This window comes from Psychrobacter sp. YP14, assembly GCF_003209315.1.
Taxonomy (GTDB): domain Bacteria; phylum Pseudomonadota; class Gammaproteobacteria; order Pseudomonadales; family Moraxellaceae; genus Psychrobacter; species Psychrobacter raelei.
Map to the genome: position 1 here is coordinate 762,672 of NZ_CP029789.1, position 16,995 is coordinate 779,666.

16 protein-coding genes are annotated in these 16,995 nt (G+C 44.5%); 6 read left to right on the forward strand and 10 right to left on the reverse strand.

The features are described from left to right. Positions 1–25: 25 nt before the first annotated feature. On the reverse strand, positions 26–1,309 hold the full coding sequence (locus tag DLE54_RS03265) for a cation:proton antiporter (RefSeq protein ID WP_011959909.1): 1,284 nt from the start codon (positions 1,307–1,309) through the stop codon (positions 26–28). Between the two features lie 97 nt (positions 1,310–1,406). Further along, positions 1,407–3,023 (reverse strand): YihY/virulence factor BrkB family protein, encoded by a 1,617-nt coding sequence (locus DLE54_RS03270; protein ID WP_110816231.1) that lies wholly within the window; start codon positions 3,021–3,023, stop codon positions 1,407–1,409. 269 nt (positions 3,024–3,292) lie between these two features. On the opposite strand from DLE54_RS03270, the gene wrbA reads away from it, so the two are divergent. Both wrbA and DLE54_RS03280 read left to right on the forward strand, forming a co-directional pair. Then, positions 3,293–3,931: an NAD(P)H:quinone oxidoreductase gene (gene wrbA, locus DLE54_RS03275; RefSeq protein WP_110816232.1), complete on the forward strand. Its 639-nt coding sequence runs from the start codon at positions 3,293–3,295 to the stop codon at positions 3,929–3,931. A gap of 3 nt (positions 3,932–3,934) precedes the next feature. After that, positions 3,935–4,366: a hypothetical protein gene (locus DLE54_RS03280; RefSeq protein WP_110816233.1), complete on the forward strand. Its 432-nt coding sequence runs from the start codon at positions 3,935–3,937 to the stop codon at positions 4,364–4,366. Between the two features lie 86 nt (positions 4,367–4,452). On the opposite strand, the gene DLE54_RS03285 is transcribed toward DLE54_RS03280, so the two are convergent. The 4 genes from DLE54_RS03285 to DLE54_RS03300 all read right to left on the reverse strand — a co-directional run bounded on the left by DLE54_RS03285 (position 4,453) and on the right by DLE54_RS03300 (position 8,480). Beyond that, positions 4,453–5,169 carry a DUF3108 domain-containing protein gene (locus tag DLE54_RS03285; RefSeq protein ID WP_110816235.1) on the reverse strand — a complete coding sequence of 239 codons (717 nt, stop codon included), beginning with the start codon at positions 5,167–5,169 and terminating at the stop codon, positions 4,453–4,455. Between the two features lie 283 nt (positions 5,170–5,452). After that, positions 5,453–6,841, reverse strand: a complete 1,389-nt coding sequence (locus DLE54_RS03290; RefSeq protein WP_110817291.1) for an NAD(P)(+) transhydrogenase (Re/Si-specific) subunit beta — start codon at positions 6,839–6,841, stop codon at positions 5,453–5,455. Between the two features lie 20 nt (positions 6,842–6,861). Beyond that, a complete protein-coding gene (locus DLE54_RS03295) occupies positions 6,862–7,200 on the reverse strand; it encodes a proton-translocating transhydrogenase family protein (protein ID WP_413775370.1) in 339 nt (112 codons plus the stop codon). A 146-nt stretch (positions 7,201–7,346) separates the two neighbouring features. After that, positions 7,347–8,480: a Re/Si-specific NAD(P)(+) transhydrogenase subunit alpha gene (locus DLE54_RS03300; RefSeq protein ID WP_110816236.1), complete on the reverse strand. Its 1,134-nt coding sequence runs from the start codon at positions 8,478–8,480 to the stop codon at positions 7,347–7,349. A 527-nt stretch (positions 8,481–9,007) separates the two neighbouring features. On the opposite strand from DLE54_RS03300, the gene yaaA reads away from it, so the two are divergent. Then, positions 9,008–9,820, forward strand: coding sequence for a peroxide stress protein YaaA (gene yaaA / locus DLE54_RS03305; RefSeq protein ID WP_110816237.1), 813 nt, complete (start codon positions 9,008–9,010; stop codon positions 9,818–9,820). A gap of 280 nt (positions 9,821–10,100) precedes the next feature. On the opposite strand, the gene groL is transcribed toward yaaA, so the two are convergent. Both groL and DLE54_RS03315 read right to left on the reverse strand, forming a co-directional pair. Continuing rightward, positions 10,101–11,747, reverse strand: coding sequence for a chaperonin GroEL (gene groL, locus DLE54_RS03310; protein WP_011959918.1), 1,647 nt, complete (start codon positions 11,745–11,747; stop codon positions 10,101–10,103). Between the two features lie 146 nt (positions 11,748–11,893). Further along, positions 11,894–12,184, reverse strand: a complete 291-nt coding sequence (locus DLE54_RS03315) for a co-chaperone GroES (RefSeq protein ID WP_011959919.1) — start codon at positions 12,182–12,184, stop codon at positions 11,894–11,896. A 332-nt stretch (positions 12,185–12,516) separates the two neighbouring features. Between DLE54_RS03315 and DLE54_RS03320 the strand changes: the two genes are divergently transcribed. After that, the gene (locus DLE54_RS03320; protein ID WP_110816238.1) at positions 12,517–13,074 is read left to right on the forward strand and encodes an acyl-CoA thioesterase; all 558 of its coding nucleotides are present in this window, start codon (positions 12,517–12,519) and stop codon (positions 13,072–13,074) included. 132 nt (positions 13,075–13,206) lie between these two features. Beyond that, on the forward strand, positions 13,207–13,416 hold the full coding sequence (gene iscX, locus DLE54_RS03325; RefSeq protein WP_011959921.1) for a Fe-S cluster assembly protein IscX: 210 nt from the start codon (positions 13,207–13,209) through the stop codon (positions 13,414–13,416). A 219-nt stretch (positions 13,417–13,635) separates the two neighbouring features. Here the strand turns inward: iscX and dapE are convergent, their stop codons facing one another. Continuing rightward, entirely contained in the window at positions 13,636–14,844 is a 1,209-nt protein-coding gene (gene dapE, locus DLE54_RS03330) for a succinyl-diaminopimelate desuccinylase (RefSeq protein ID WP_110816239.1), read from the reverse strand. 123 nt (positions 14,845–14,967) lie between these two features. Further along, the gene (locus DLE54_RS03335) at positions 14,968–15,882 is read right to left on the reverse strand and encodes a 2OG-Fe(II) oxygenase (RefSeq protein WP_110816241.1); all 915 of its coding nucleotides are present in this window, start codon (positions 15,880–15,882) and stop codon (positions 14,968–14,970) included. Positions 15,883–16,074: 192 nt separating this feature from the next. Here DLE54_RS03335 and DLE54_RS03340 point away from each other — a divergent pair, with 192 nt between their 5' ends. Continuing rightward, positions 16,075–16,950 (forward strand): 23S rRNA (adenine(2030)-N(6))-methyltransferase RlmJ, encoded by an 876-nt coding sequence (locus DLE54_RS03340; RefSeq protein ID WP_011959924.1) that lies wholly within the window; start codon positions 16,075–16,077, stop codon positions 16,948–16,950. The last annotated feature ends 45 nt before the right edge of the window (positions 16,951–16,995 follow it).

Here is a 16,995-nt window from a genome sequence, read left to right on the forward strand (position 1 = left end):
ATTAGGACAAATATAAAGCTTAGCATTAAGCACCTGGCCCTAATACCTTTTGTTTGCTAGGCGCAATGCTTTTGGCCACCTTGCCAATCGTTAAGCCCTGAACTAAGATTGAGAAAATCACAATGGCGTAGGTGAGGGCAAGCAGCACATCACGTTCAGGGCTTGATGGCAGCTGCAGCACTAAGGCCACTGAAATCCCCCCACGCAGACCGCCCCAAGTCAGTACTTTCCAAGCACCAGTGGGCAAATCCAGCTGCTTTCTAAAGGTTTTTGTGGTCAAACCCACCACGATATAACGCGCCAATAAGGCAATCACAATGGCCAAAGCTGCGGCCATGAATAAATTACCTGAGTAGGCAATCACCACCACTTCTAGGCCAATGAGCACAAATAAAATGGCATTTAGAATCTCATCGACCAGCTCCCAAAACAGATCCACATAATGGCGGGTCTGGTCACTCATGGCATAGGCGCGGCCCTTGTTACCGATCATCAGACCCATCATTACCATGGCCAGTGGGCCCGAAAGGTGATAGTGACTGGCCAGCGCATACCCACCCAGTACCCCAGCCAAGGTGATCAGCACCTCCTCTTGATAGCTATTGATACTTTTGAGCAGATAGTACAAGATTGCGCCCAATATGAGGCCAAATAAAATACCGCCGCCAGCCTCTACCGCTAAAGAGTGTAGTATGTATCCGGTAGTGGGAATGTCGCCACTGTTTAAAATACCCAGTAGCAGCACAAAAATAACTACCCCAACGCCATCATTAAATAGCGACTCGCCGGCAATCACCGTCTCTAAGCTCTTTGGAGCGCCAGCTGAGGCTAGGATACCCATAACCGCAATGGGATCTGTAGGGGAGATAAGCGCACCAAATAACAAGCACCAAATAAAGCTTAATTCAAAGCCAAATAGGGGCAGCGTAAAATAGACTGCCGCTGCAATCAGCAGCGAGGACACCAACGTGCCAAATAAAGCCAAAATAGCAATGGGAAGCTTATAAGTACGTAAGTCTCCTAGATTAATATGTAGCGCCCCAGCGAATAGCAGCATAGACAGCATACCATCGAGCAAAACCTCGGTAAAATCCAACTCAGCAAGCAGCCCTTTTTCATAATCAATAAGCTTATCAAAGCCCAATAGACCCAAAAAAATGGCAAAAATAGACAATACTAAAGAGATAGCCATGACACCAATACTGGTAGGCAAGCCGATAAAGCGTTTATTGAGGTAGGCCAATAAAGCCGTCAGGCTCAAAAAAACCGCACTGATTTCTAACAAACTTAAGTCGGTGGCATGTTGCATAAATCTAAGCCTAATTGGTGGCGTAATGGGTCATATTATGGGTACGGATGACAAGGTTTAAAGCAATCTTGCCTATCTTATAAGCCTATAAAAAAAGCTACTTGTTAGGGTTATCATCTTCGGTGATGATCGGCGCATCCTTATCATGTGAGAACAAACCCAGTAGACCTGTCTTTTTATGCTCTTGTTTGGCAGTCTCGGTATGCTTAGAGTGCTGAGCTGAGTTAACCGTGCCTTTGGCAGCGGCAGCCTTGATATCCGCATCCGGGGGATTGGTTGCCTCTTTACTGTCACTATCGGGCAGCACATCGGCATTAGGGTCAAAGGGCTGCGCATCAAATTTGCCATCTGCTGCTGCGCTCTGTCTGCCACCTTCGGCTGTGGTGGACTGATTTGTAGTACGTTTAGCATCAGCATCTTGCGCAGAGAATACGGAGTGAGACACCTCTACTTTTTCACGGGGTAGGCTGTGCGCAAATATTTTTGCTAAAGGAATATCCAGCTCTTGTCTGGCATGCTTCTCAGTTTGGACAAAGCGTTGCACCAGTAAGCTTAACCACGGAGTGCGTGCATTGGCACAGACCTCATCGAGCTCATCTTTAATGGGCAGCGGATAGGGCAAAGTACGATAAAAGTCCCATAAGGTTATGTTATCTAAATCTTTTTTGAGTACATAATTACCCTCGTCAGTCTCAGTGATTAAGTGAGCATCTTTGAGGTAATTGAGATAAGTGAACCATTTTGGCAGCTCCTTACGTCCCAACACACTGCGCAAATCCTCCTCAGAGGTATCCTTGCCTTGCTGGTAGCGGTCGTGTACTAAGTTGAGCATGTCTAGTAAGCTTAATAATGGATGACGCGGATAGACTTCGCTGGTGGCAAAAATAGTGAGCGTATAGCTAATCTCAACACCCAATAGGATCAAGTTCCAAGACAAGTAAATCCATAATAAGAAAATAGGCAAGGCAGCAAAGGCACCGTAGATTGCCTCATAGCTGGTAAAATTGCTCATGATGATACCAAATGAGTATTTTAATAACTCAAAGGTAACCGCCACAAATACCCCTGCAGTCGCTGCATTTTTTAGCGGCACTTTAGCTTTTGGGATAAACCAATACATACCGATAAAGCCGGCAATGGTGACAGCAAAAGATACCACTTGCACCCAAAATCCCCAGTCGATACCATAACCAGCAACTTGCTGGTTCAAAAAACTTAAGCTTTGCACGGCACTTGAGACCAAAAAGGCGGTGCCTAATACCAAAGGACCTAGGGTAATGATGGTCCAATAACGTACAATACTCTTAATACCTCCTGAGCGATCCTCCACCCGCCAAATCTGGTTAAATGCCCGCTCAATGGTGGTGAGGGTCATGATGGTGGTCACAAATAAAGCAAGTGCACCAATGGCAGTTAAATTGCTCGATTTTTCGGCAAAGTTATTAATATATTCAGAAACCTGTAGCCCAGATTGAGGCAGCAAATTACTGTAGATAATGTTTGAAATCTGCTCACGTACTGACTCTAAAGCCGGCACAGAAGACAAAATCATCAACAAAACCGTTAAAATAGGTACAATGGATAATAAAGTGGTATAGGTCAAAGAAGCCGCTTTTTGCTGACCATCATCTTTTATAAAGTTACCAATCAAAAAGCGCAGGAAGTTAAACCAAGTATGGTCATAAAAAGGCAGTTTTTTTAACAGTTTTTCCATATTAGCGTCAGTGTCAGTCAGTTAAGAGGGCAAAGTTAATAAAAATATCGAATTATCAGTCTGGTGTAGTAAAAATTGTGGCTAGTTTAACAAAAATTGATAACCAGATTGTGAAGATTGTTTGTTTCTTAATGATATGATAATGGTAAGCAGATGACGAGCGCTTAGCGGTTGTGTGCAGATTTGGTATAGATAAAGCAATCTGTCGCCTGATGCTTGCCTGCAGATTTGGTTTTATACAATAATTAATTCATCGGATGTAATGTGATATGACAAACCCAGCAGCCCCCATACAGTCTACGGATACCCCTTATGTGCTTGTGCTTTATTATTCTCAGCATGGCACCACCAAAGCGTTGGCCTATGCCATTGCTCAAGGGATTGAAGATGCGGGTATGACCGCGCGTATACGCACTGTGCCGACAGTCGCGGCAGAGACTGTGGTCGCCAAGCCTGCCATTCCCGATGAAGGCGATTTATACTGCACGCTATCTGACTTAAAGAACTGTTCAGGCTTAGCGTTAGGCAGCCCCACTCATTTTGGTAATATGGCAGGTGCGATGAAGCACTTCTGGGACAGCACAGTGACCTTATGGCTGGCAGGTAATCTGCAGAACAAACCCGCTTGCGTGTTTACCAGTACCGGCTCCATGCATGGTGGGCAAGAGACGACTTTATTGACCATGATGATGCCGCTGCTGCATCATGGCATGATGGTATTGGGCCTACCTTATTCTAATCCGGAACTGGGACGCACCAATCGTGGCGGCACCCCTTATGGTGCTAGTCATGTTAGCGGTAGTGCCCATGATCAGCCGGTCACCAAAGATGAGCGCACTTTGGCTATCGCTCAAGGAAAACGTTTGGCTCAAGCGACCAAAGCCCTGATCAACGCCACGTGGTCATAAATTATGGCGAATAAAAAAACGTTGGATAGAGCCTCATCTGAGAACGTAGTGGCGATTGCCAACCTACAAGCCAAGCTGCGCATAATTTGGTTGGTTTGGCTTACCTATAGGTCTCTTGGATTACCTGTTTTGCTTGGGCTATTATTGCCGGCTCATCCTGATATCATCGGCGGTATCGCCTGGCAGGTTTTATGGCTGGTACCCGCCTTGATTGTTACTCCTTGGATGCTTAAAGGCAAGTCGCCTTACGCACTATTGATGAGCAGTATGCTGACGTTGGTATATTTGGGTGCAAGCGGTGTGACCTTATTTTCAAGGTTTTATGACAGTGGTATCAGTGTGGCCTGGGTATATGGCCTAGATGTGCTATTGCTGCTCGCTATTAATATGGGCTTATTTAAGCTGTTAAAGCGGCTGCCCTCTATGAATGGCTAGAGATTTTCAAACAGAGACAACAATCCCCCGCCATGAGCTGACGGGGGATTGTTGTATTATCTATTGTTAGCAATATGTTGTCGCTATTAACGCACCTTGGTTAATTCCATTTCCATTTTTTTACCGTCATCGCTTTGGACGACTTTGACAGGAAGATAATCTAAGCTTGGGGCTAACCAGAAGCTGGTGGAGCGACTCTTGTCATCATGAATACGATCGACACGTACCGTATCAAAGGTACCTGCAGGCACGGTTATCTTGGTATTGCCCGCCTTTTTAAACGGGGTTTTTTCAACCTTATCTTTTTTGACCATATAGTAGTTGCCAGTGAATTTGCCCGTTAAGAGATCTTGTCTGATTTGAGCCTCTAAGCTTAAGTCATCAAAAGCTCTATTGGGCGCAGACAGATTGTAAGACTTGCCACGGTAAGTACTAACGACCTTTTTGCCTGAGTCACTAAAAGCAACCTTGTGGGTACGTCCCACACCAAATAACTTATAAGTAGTACTGGCGCTGGTTGGGATAATGCTGTTACCACTTAAAATAAAGCTACTATTTTGATTGGCTGATGCCACACCTGCCACTTTGGCACTCATTTTATAGTTCCAGTTGTTACCTGATTTGGTGAGGCTGCGAGTGGCAGTACCTTTGTATTTACCTTCAGCAGTGAAGTTGTAATCTGCTGTAGTAGGGGTTAAGGTGCTTGCCGCCATAGACACAGTAGATGCTACCGCAGTGGCAGTTGCTAGACCTAAAGTAGTGGCTAATTTTTTGGTATTGATATTTTTTAATGTGTTAAGCATTGTTGGTGCCCTTATTTTTTTTGATGATATTTAACGCTATGTCTATGCTGCGTACTATACCTTATATATGGTCATACCTTGTTACATTTCCAAGGGCAGTATTGAAGGTGTTTTGTTAGCAATCCTTTCTAAGAGTTAGGCGCTGATTACCCACAGTAATGTATGTCTGGCACAATTGGGACTGTACTTGCCATAAAAAAAGACAGCCTAAGCTGTCTTTTTTATGTTTAAAGCACTGTTTATATGGGCCCTGTGCCAGACAGATTGTCTGTGCAAGATAGCGTTAGTGACCACCACCATTAATAGTGCGCACCATCTCCTCTACCATCTTCTTAGCATCACCAAAGATCATCATGGTTTTGTCTAAATAGAACAGCGGGTTATCAAGGCCGGCATAGCCTGTGCTCATTGAGCGTTTGATAACCATCACTGTTTGTGCTTTGGATGCCTCCAAAATTGGCATACCAAAAATAGGTGAGCTAGGATCATCTTTGGCAGAAGGGTTGACCACATCGTTTGCCCCAATCACCAATACCACATCGGTACTTGGAAAATCTGAGTTGATTTCATCCATCTCCAAGATATCGTCATAAGGCACATCGGCTTCAGCAAGCAGTACGTTCATATGACCTGGCATACGACCTGCCACAGGGTGAATAGCGAAGCGAACATTTACGCCTTGCTCTTTTAAGACTTCATATAACTCTTTTACAGCGTTTTGCGCACGGCCTTGCGCCATGCCGTAGCCAGGTACGATGATAACATCACTGGCATTACTCATTAAGAAGCCGGCATCTTCAGCAGAGCCTGACTTATAAGTTTTTGGTGCACCGTCATCACTACCGGTTGCCGCTGCTGCTGTGCCCATGCCACCAAACAAGACGTTAAGCAGTGAGCGGTTCATGGCTTTACACATGATATAAGATAAAATAGCACCTGATGAGCCCACCAGTGAGCCGGCAATAATAAGCATTGAGTTACCTAAGGTAAAACCAATACCGGCTGCTGCCCAACCTGAGAATGAGTTTAATAGTGAGACCACAACCGGCATATCACCGCCACCAATAGGGGCAATCCACATCCAACCAAAGATCACTGCAAAAAAAGTCATGGCGTAGAAGGCCGGCATAGAGTCCGTAACAAAATACAGGCCGCCGCAACCAATCATGGCCACAAATAAGATAAGCTGAACTGGTTTGACCCAGCCACCGGTCAAAGTTTTTGCCCATTTTTTAGCGGCAAGCTTACCAAAGGCGAAGACAGAGGCTGAGAAAGTAATGGCACCAATAAAGCAGCCGATAAATAGCTCGATACGGGCGATGGTGCTGTGATCATGAGTGCTATTTAATACCGTCGCTAAGGCAATAGCCACTGCTGCCAAACCCACAAAGGAGTGCATCAAGGCTACCGTCTCTGGCATCTGAGTCATGGCCACAGTTTTGGCTTTCCACATCCCCACCAAAGCGCCTAATACCATGGCACCGATGATTAACCACAGTACCGGGCCATCGGCTAAGAAGAAGGTGGTGATCACAGCGATGGCCATGGCCACCATACCTAAACGGTTACCACGAATAGCGGTCTTAGGGCTTGATAGGCCACGTAAGGTTAGCACAAATAAGATGGCGCCTACTAAATAGAACCAATCGGCATGGGCTGCAATCCAATTCATTTGGGTTAAGTCAGTTGGATTCATGCATCACCTCCTTTTGGCTCAGTGTTGATGGTTTTTTTGGCTTTTGGTTTAAACATAGCAAGCATACGCTCAGTCACCGCGAAGCCGCCAAAGATATTGATACTGGCTAAAAATACCGCAAAAGCGCCCAAAATACTGGTAATAGACAGTGCGCTGCCATCGATATGGATGGTCTGCAGCATGGCGCCAACGATAACAATACTGGATAAGGCATTGGTCACAGCCATCAGCGGTGTATGTAGGGCAGGGGTAACTCCCCAAACCACGTAATAACCCACAAAGATAGCCAGAACAAAAATTGTAAATATGGCTACAAACGGAGTACCCCCTGTCACTGCTACCCCCAGTGGTGCGGTTGCTAATAACGTAGCAAGCATAATCTTCTCCTAATGTCTTTCTAAAGTTTTTCGTATAGTGTGCTTGATTATTTTTCACAAGTGAGTGGCGAGTCATCGCAATCCTTGCAGACTTATAGGACCCACTATCTACGTTGTAAAAGCACCTCACCGTTATGGGTCACTGCTAATGCCCCTTGAATTTCATCTTCAAGATTAATAGTCAGTGCATTGTCATTTTCTTTGTCAAATAAGGTGGCAATAAAATTCACCAAGTTGTTTGCGTACAAGTCCGATGATTGCGCCGCAAGTGTGGCGGGAATATTGGCGGCACCAATAATGCGCACGCCGTTGTCTGTAACCACAGTTTCGCCTGATACCGTACCCTCCACGTTACCGCCTGAGCTTGCTGCCATATCAATTAATACGGAGCCAGCTTTCATCTTATCCAGCGTAGTCTTATGCACCAGACGCGGGGCATTACGGCCAGGAATTTGCGCTGTTGTGATAATAATGTCCGCATTTGATACCGCTTTATCGACCACAGCCGCTTGATCTTTCATGTACTGCTCAGAGGGTGTCCAAGCATAGCCACCGGTTGATTTGGCCTTTTGTTTTTCTTCTTCACTCATCGGGACATCAAGCCACTTACCGCCCAAGGACTCGACCTGCTCTTTGGCAGCAGGGCGTAGGTCACTGGCTTCTACCACAGCGCCTAAGCGTTTCGCCGTAGCGATGGCTTGAAGGCCTGCCACACCCACACCTAAAATAACCACTTTGGCAGGTTTTACGGTACCAGCAGAGGTCATAAACATAGGGAAGGGACGCGCGTATTCATTGGCTGCCATAAGCACAGCTTTATAGCCGGCAAGGTTGGCTTGTGAGGAGAGTACATCCATGTTTTGAGCACGAGATAAGGTACGTGGTAATAATTCCATAGCAAAAGCGGTAGCGCCTTGCTTGGCATAGTTATCGAGTTGGTCATTGCGGTAGGGGTCAAGCATACCCATCACAATACTGCCTGATGACAGCTGAGAGATTTGCTCGCCAGTTAGGTTTTGCACCACACAAATAATATGAGATTGCGACAGCACTTCAGATTCGCTAGCGACACGGGCTCCGGCGTTGGTATATGCGGTGTCATCGTAATAGGCATGCTGGCCGGCACCCGACTCAATCATCACCTCGTGGCCCAGTTTGGTAAGCTTTTTTACCGCATCTGGCGTAATGGCAACACGACCTTCAAATGCCTGCTTGGCTTGTATTGTGCCTATTATCATATTCGCTCCTAGCTTATGTGATTGATCTAAACCTTCCGCTTGTCTAAGTCGGTTCTTTGATCGCAATGGGGTTGGCGGTCAAAAACCTCTGGTTGTGTTAACTACAACCAAGGGTTATCAATTTAATAAATGGTTATTCAAATACCATCATCGATATTTATTATAAGAATATAAATTAAAAAAAATCATCGTAGAAACATGACCAACCAGTTAAATTTATTAACAAACTTTAATTTATATAGTATTGACAACACAGCTTTATATATAACTAAGTTTTATCTATAACCGTGTAAAAAGCAGGCAAGGTTGACTGCAAAATATAGGCGCTCAAAGGCAAGATGGCAGATGAAAAGTGGGTATATGAAGACAATTATAGGCAGTGGCTATCTGTCACTGTGCCACAAGTTATGATAGGCTTAGCCTGCTTGCGCTTATCGTAGCAGCGCAAAAGATGACTTATGTTTAATAACAATCAAAAATATCAGTTAAAGCATGTGGTTTAACCGCACAAGGCTAAGGATAAAGTTATGTATTTTGTATTGTCTCCTGCTAAGAGCTTAAATGAAAAAGATGCAGTGTCGGTGAAAGTCGGTAATTACTATAGTCAGCCTGAGCTAATTGAAGATGCTCAAGCATTGATGAAAATCTTGAAATCAAAGGAGCCAATAGATTTACAAGCGCTTATGAGTATCTCTGATGATTTGGCGCAGCTTAATGCACAGCGCAATCAAGACTGGGCGTGGAGCGAGGACAAACCGTTTACTGAAGACAATGCCAAACCAGCCGGCTATCTGTTTGATGGCGATGTCTATACCGGTCTTGATATGTATAGTGCGGATAAACAAACCGTTGTGTATTTAAATGAGCACCTAGGTATTTTGTCAGGGTTATATGGCGTTTTAAAGCCACTGGATATGATTCAGCCTTACCGTTTGGAGATGGGCACCAAGCTTAAAAATAAGCAAGGCGATAACTTATATGAGTTTTGGGGCGAGCATATTACGGATGTGATCAATCAGCGTATGAAAGACACAAGTGAGCAGGGCGAAGATAATATCCTAATTAACCTTGCCTCAAACGAATACTTTAAAGCGGTGAAGAAAAAATCACTGGATGCGGCTATCATCACCCCCCGTTTTGAAGATGAGAAAAATGGCAAATACAAAGTGATTAGCTTTTATGCCAAAAAAGCACGCGGTCTGATGGTGAGATATGCAGCTGATAATAAAATTACCAAGGCGGAAGACTTAAAGCAGTTTGATTTGGCCGGCTACTATTATGTGGATGAGCTGTCTGATGATAAAACGTGGGTGTTTAGACGCGATGAGGCCAGTCAGTAAATCAAAATAGCCTAAAGCCCAGAAACCTAAAGTAAAGCACACAAAAAACCCCGATAAGCGATTGCCTATCGGGGTTTATTTACTACTGGATTTTGCTTACCTAAACGATATTAAGCAAATAGTAGGGTAGCTCTAAAACAGTATAAACGAGCTTTTATGGACTAAATGGCAACGTACAGTGCAGGATATAAAGTAAAGATTGTACATCAAGTACATCGAGCTTTATGGGCAATACTGTACGCAGCCATTTTGTTCATGGCAGCCATTTTGTTCATGAAAGTTACATCATGCCGCCCATACCACCCATGCCGCCCATACCAGCACCGCCCATGCCTGCCATTGGGTCATCACTTTGTGGCTTATCAGTGATCATCGCTTCAGTGGTCAGCATTAAGCCAGCTACTGAGGCAGCATGCTCTAGTGCTGAGCGAGATACTTTAGCAGGATCAAGGATACCCATCTCTAACATATCGCCATAGACGCCAGTTGCTGCGTTGTAACCATAGTTACCAGAACCGTTTTTCACTTCGTTAACCACAACAGACGCTTCATCACCTGCGTTGGTTACGATTTGACGTAGAGGGGCTTCCATCGCACGGCGTAGAATATTGATACCTGCGTTTTGATCTTCGTTGTCACCTTTTAGGTCAGCAAGTGCATTTAGTGCACGTACTAGAGCCACACCACCGCCAGGTACCACGCCTTCTTCTACCGCAGCACGAGTTGCGTGTAGCGCATCGTCAACACGGTCTTTCTTCTCTTTCATAGCTGTTTCAGTCGCTGCACCTACTTTAATCACAGCAACGCCGCCTGAAAGCTTAGCCACACGTTCTTGTAGTTTTTCTTTGTCGTAATCAGAAGTTGACTCTTCGATTTGACGGTTGATTGACTCAACGCGCGCTTCGATATCAGCTTTGTTGCCAGCGCCATCAACGATAACCGTGTTTTCTTTACCAACGGTTACTTTCTTAGCGGTACCTAGTTGCTCGATGGTTGCTGTTTCAAGGCTCATGCCCACTTCTTCAGAAATCACCGTACCACCAGTTAAGATAGCGATGTCTTGTAGCATGGCTTTACGACGATCGCCAAAACCTGGGGCTTTCACGGCACAAGTTTTTAGACCACCGCGCATGTTGTTCACAACTAAAGTAGCCAACGCTTCGTTTTCAACATCTTCAGCGATGATTAACAGTGGCTTGCTTTGCTGCATTACTTGCTCAAGTAATGGCACGATTTCACGGATATTGCTGATTTTTTTGTCAACAAGTAGGATGTATGGGTTTTCAAATTCAGCAGTTAGGCTGTCTTGCTTGTTTGCAAAGTATGGGCTGATGTAGCCACGGTCAAACTGCATGCCTTCAACCACTTCTAATGAGTCTTCAAAGCCTGACCCTTCCTCAACGGTGATAACGCCTTTTTTGCCCACTTTGTCCATGGCTTCAGCGATTAGCTCACCAATTTTGGTGTCAGAGTTAGCAGAAATAGAGCCCACTTGAGCAATGGCTTTAGAGTCATCAGCTGGGGTAGAGATGTTGTGGATCTCTTCAACCGCAGCAGCAACTGCTTTATCGATACCGCGCTTAAGATCCATTGGGTTCATGCCAGCAGCAACAGATTTCATGCCTTCAACAAGAATGGCTTGAGCCAATACAGTTGCAGTCGTGGTACCGTCACCGGCCACATCATTGGTTTTGCTCGCTACTTCACGTACCAGCTGAGCACCCATGTTTTCAAATTTGTTTTCAAGTTCGATTTCTTTAGCAACAGAAACCCCATCTTTAGTGATGGCAGGGGCGCCAAAAGATTTATCGATAACCACGTTACGGCCTTTAGGACCTAGGGTTACTTTTACAGCGTTTGCTAGAACGTTAACGCCGTCCATCATTTGTTTACGAGCGTCAATGCCAAATTTTACGTCTTTAGCCATGAGAATACTCTCCAATTATTTTAGTTAATGAGTGTTTGATTATAATAGTCTGGTAGAACGCGTAAGCTTAGCCAATCTGTTTTTGTAATATTGGATTGTCTACGCCATCTGTTTATCCCAAAAAAGAAGGTCAATAATCGTGTAGATTAACCTTCTAGTACGCCCAATACGTCAGACTCTTTCATGATTAATAATTCTTCGCCGTTAACTTTTACGGTTTGGCCGGCATATTGACCAAACAATACTTTATCGCCAACTTTTACGTCTAAAGCACGTACTTCACCGTTTTCACGGATTTGACCATTGCCCACAGCAAGGATTTCACCTTGTGATGGTTTTTCTTGAGCAGAACCTGGCAATAAGATACCGCCGGCCGTTTTTTGTTCTTCTTCCACACGGCGGACAACGATGCGGTCATGTAAAGGGCGAATATTCATTGTTCACTCCATTAAAAGTTCAATTAAGTTGATAAAAGTTTACCCATATCACTCATAAAAATATTGTTGTTTAACAGAATATCAAGGGTAACGATTGCATTCTGCTATGAGCTATGGGGTTGTCCTAAAAGTGGGGTTGATTGAGTATCTTTTCAACCTTAAAAAAGTAATTTTTTTTATTAACAAAGCTGACAAGTGAGGTATGCCTGTATAGACTAACGCCTACATGGATTATTAGGTTTTATGTTAACCTCGGTTATTTTAGGCAGTAATAGACTAAAAATCCGCTTTTAATCGGTCAAAAACGCCGTATCTGGGTGGGAGAGTGACTTATGAACATGCTTATTCGTTTTTTTATTTTATTGGCTTTATTAAAACAAGAGTCAAAGCAGCGGCCATCCGCTGACAGCGTCACCACCGCTCAAAAACCAAAACTCACACAAGCGGAGTTGTTCACGCCCGTTAGCCGAAGCTATCGCGTACTGCCGCATGATATGGGGTTTCGAGATCACCTGCCCAACTACCGCTATTTGTCTTTTGTTGAGCTTAATGTCACCGCTTGGCTGTACAACATCCTCAAAAAAAATGGTCTAGGCGGGCTGAGCATGGACTGGATTATCTCGATGCAAGAGATGGTATATCTCAAACAAATCAAGTTTTTGAGTAAAATGACGGTGACCAGTACTTTAGAGGGGTGGGATGAAAAATACGTTTATTTTCAGCACCACTTTTATGTCAAAAATACGTTGATGGCCGTTGGTCTCACCAAATTTGTGTTGATGAATAAAAAAGGCAAGCAGCTGCCCTCAAGTATTGGCATGCAAGGTGAGCATTTGACCGAAGTTATTAACACTTGGAATGCCAACCAAACTGCTATCAAGTCTCAGTAACAACCTATTTTGAAAAAACAGGCTATATACCAACTGGCAAATTTGTTACGATTGAGCTTATAAATAGGACGGGTGAGTCGTTCCTATGAGCTTTTTATATAAAAAACTGATGAATAAAATAAGGACAGCGTTATGGCGCCGCAAAAATTAAAATGGACTGACAGCCTCGATATCGCTATCGAGCTTGTTGAGAAGTTTCCAGATACCGACCCACAATATATTCGATTTACCGACTTGCACCGCTGGGTAACTGAGCTTGAAAACTTTGATGATGACCCTCAAAAGTCGAACGAAGGCATTCTTGAGGCCATTCAAATGAACTGGATTGATGAGGCAGACTAGCTAATTTTTATAAAGCTAAGTCTATTTAAAGTATTAAGGTTTGTCAGGCTCAGTCCTATAAACCATGTCCTATAAGCTGAGTCATATAAAATTCGGTCATAATAAAGCCAGTGTCTTAATTAAGATACTGGCTTTATTTGTATCACGTCGCACTGCAGTGCCCTAAAACAGCATCATATCTGAGTATGAGGCATTATAAAGACACCTGACAAAACAGCGCTAACCCAGCAACAACTCTTCTAGCATACGCTCATAAATCTGAGCCAATTTACCAATATCATCAATCTCCACACGCTCATCCACCTGATGAATGGTGGCATTACGCACGCCAAGCTCGACCACTTGGGCACCAGTTGGCGCAATAAAGCGGCCGTCAGAAGTACCGCCCGAGGTCGATAACTGAGTGTCGGTACCGGTAATGTCTTTGATGGCTACTTTACACGCATCCACCAGCTTGCCTTCAGCAGTTAAGAATGGATGACCTGATAACTTCCAGTCAATCTCATAGGTAGCCTCAGTATTGGCAAAGTGCTTATCCAAGATTTCATGGGTTTTGGCGCGTAATTCTTCTTCGGTGGTTTCAGTCGAGAATCTAAAGTTAAACACCACCTCAACGCTTTCTGGAATCACATTGTTTGCACCAGTACCACCGTTGATGTTTGAGATTTGCATCGACGTTGCTGGGAAAAAGTCATTGCCTTTGTCCCATTCGGTAATGCTAAACTCAGCCAAAGCAGGCAATAAAGCATGGATTGGATTAACCGCTAAATGAGGGTAGGCGACATGGCCTTGTTTGCCGGTCACCGTTAAAATACCGCCCAACGAGCCACGGCGTCCATTTTTGATCACATCACCTAAGCTGTCTGTACTTGATGGCTCACCGACTAAGCAATAGGCTATTTTCTCATTTCGTGCTTCTAAAACCTCAACCACTTTAACCGTACCATTAATTGATGGGCCTTCTTCATCTGAGGTAATCAGCATGGCGATTGAGCCGTTATGGTCAGGATGGTTTTTGACAAAGCGCTCAGTAGCGACAGTAAAGGCGGCAATACCGGTTTTCATATCAGCCGCACCACGTCCCCAAAGGTAGCCATCATGTACTTTGGCGTCAAAAGGCGCAATGCGCCAATTGTCCGGATTACCGGTAGGCACCACATCGGTATGGCCGGCGAAGCACACCACAGGGTCTTGGTTGCCACGTCTGGCCCATAGGTTTTTTACCTGTGCATCACGTCCGCTGGCTTGCTCATCACCAAAATACATAAACTCATGCGCAAATCCAAGCGGGCTTAAACGCTCAACCAATACCTCCTGACAGCCTTTATCGTGAGGTGTCACAGAGTCTCGGCGCATCAGCTCAATACTAAGCTCTAAGGTTTGTTGCTGATGGTCAGTGGCGGTGTTCGATGGGTCGCTTGTGTGCATAAATTCCTCAAGATATAAAGTAAAGGCTAAAAGATAGGGCTAAAAAAGGGGTGGGGCAATTGTAGTATGCCGCATAGGGCTTATGACGTATAGCGCCTTATTAAGTCATCAGCCTGCCGTTCGCTATAGGGGCTCGGCAATGAGCAGGGCATCGTCACAGCGTAGCCAAGTGGCAATAGAGTAGCGCTGGCGATGGGCAAGCTCGACTTGGTGCAGCAAGTTACTATCAAAGATAACCAAACGATTGGCTTTAGGCATAAGCTGATGCGTCTGTCCCTCACTGTCTATAATAGACAACTCACCGCCGTCATCAAGTGTCCAGTCATCATTAAGGTAAAATACCGCCGAAATTACCCGCTCATCTCGGCCGACCGGATTGTCAGAATGCCACTTATAACCAAATCCTGGTGGATAGCAGGCATAATGCGCCTCACTGTGACGAATACCGGCAAATAAGGTGCGATTAAACAAAAAGGCCAGATCATTAATGCTGTTGAGATAGTAAAAGCCGGCAAAAAAGTCCTTAGTAATCCAACGAATTCTATCGCCGCGAATGTCCGTTTTGCGTACGCCTTCAGTCAGCTTGGCATCTCGATACTCAACAAAGCCACTTTCTGCTTGCAGCGCCAATAACGCTGTGGGCTGATACAGATCATCTAAGACGATAAAGCCTTGCTTGACAAAGCTATCGAGCATGTCTGCATCAAGTCTTTTTGCCCAATCTACCGCAAAGTCAGCTTGTTCAAGCATCTTTTGGGTGTCGCTTAAATCAAATTTGGGCACAAGAGCCTGTTTGAGTGAAGGACTTAATGATAAATAGTCTGTGTTAGGAGGCAGTTGCTTTAGCACTTGCTGCGCCAGCTGTTTGGATTGCACTAAATCGTCGGGAGTTAAAGGTGGTGGAATGGCTATGGTAATTGGGTCTTGGGGAGTGCAAGGAGTAGTGTTGAGGTTGCTTTCAATTTCAATTAAGGGGCTATCATTTAAGCTGTTTTCAATTAAGCTGCTTGTAAGGGTCGTTTTAACGACTGAGGCCATTGGTGGATTCCCGATTATCACTACTTTATTAAACCAAAAAGTTGGTAAAACAGAGCGTAGCAGTTAAAAAGTGCTGAGTTATAGGTCTAGATGGGTACTATTAACCATTAATATACTCATTTTAAACCAGCTTATGCTACCATAGAACTAATTTTTGATAATGAACCTTTCTACACTAAAACAAGCTAACTTATGAATTACAAACATGCCTATCACGCCGGTAATTTTGCCGACGTTGCCAAACACATTTTACTGGTACAACTGCTGAATCAAATGAGCAAAAAGGGCAAACCTTATTATGCTCTTGATGCTTACGGTGGTCGTGGTCTTTACTCACTAAGCAGTGAAGAGGCACGAAAAACAGGCGAAGCCAAAGCCGGTGTCCAAAAGATTTTGGAGGCTGATGTCTCTGAAGCACCTGAAGCGGTTCGTCAGTATGTAGACGATATCAAACAAGCCCGTCAGACTTATGACAAGTATGTCTATCCAGGATCACCTTGGTGGATCGCCAATCATGTTGAAAAACATCCTGAAGTTAAGGTGCGCGCAGAAGCTTTTGAGTTTAAAAACACCGAATACGATGCCCTAAACTATCAGCTGTATCAATTGCCTATCGGTATTCACAACCGTGATGCCTTTGAAGGTATTCGCGCAGTGATCCCGCCCGTAGAGCGCCGCGGTGTGATTTTAATTGATCCGCCTTATGAGCAAGAGCACAAAGATTTTACTCGTTTAGTGGAGCTGTTGGTTGCTTCTATGACCAAGTGGCCACAAGGCGTGTATGCGTTATGGTTTCCTATCAAAAATATTGAAGCGGTTGAGCTTTTTTATAAAAAGATGAAGCGTACAGGTATTCGTAAGCAGCTACTGTGTGAGCTAAATATTTATCCGAATGATGTGGCAGTGGGCCTAAACGGTACTGGTATGCTCATTATTAATCCGCCTTGGCAGTTTGATCAACATGCGCGTCAGATTTTAAACTTCATCCAACCTTTAATGCGCCCTGAAGATGCGCCTGATTTACCACAAAGCCAAGCGGTAAACGTGCGCTGGCTAGTGGGCGAATAGCGATTAGTAGAAAACGAATTGACGAATAATTGAAGGTTAGATCCT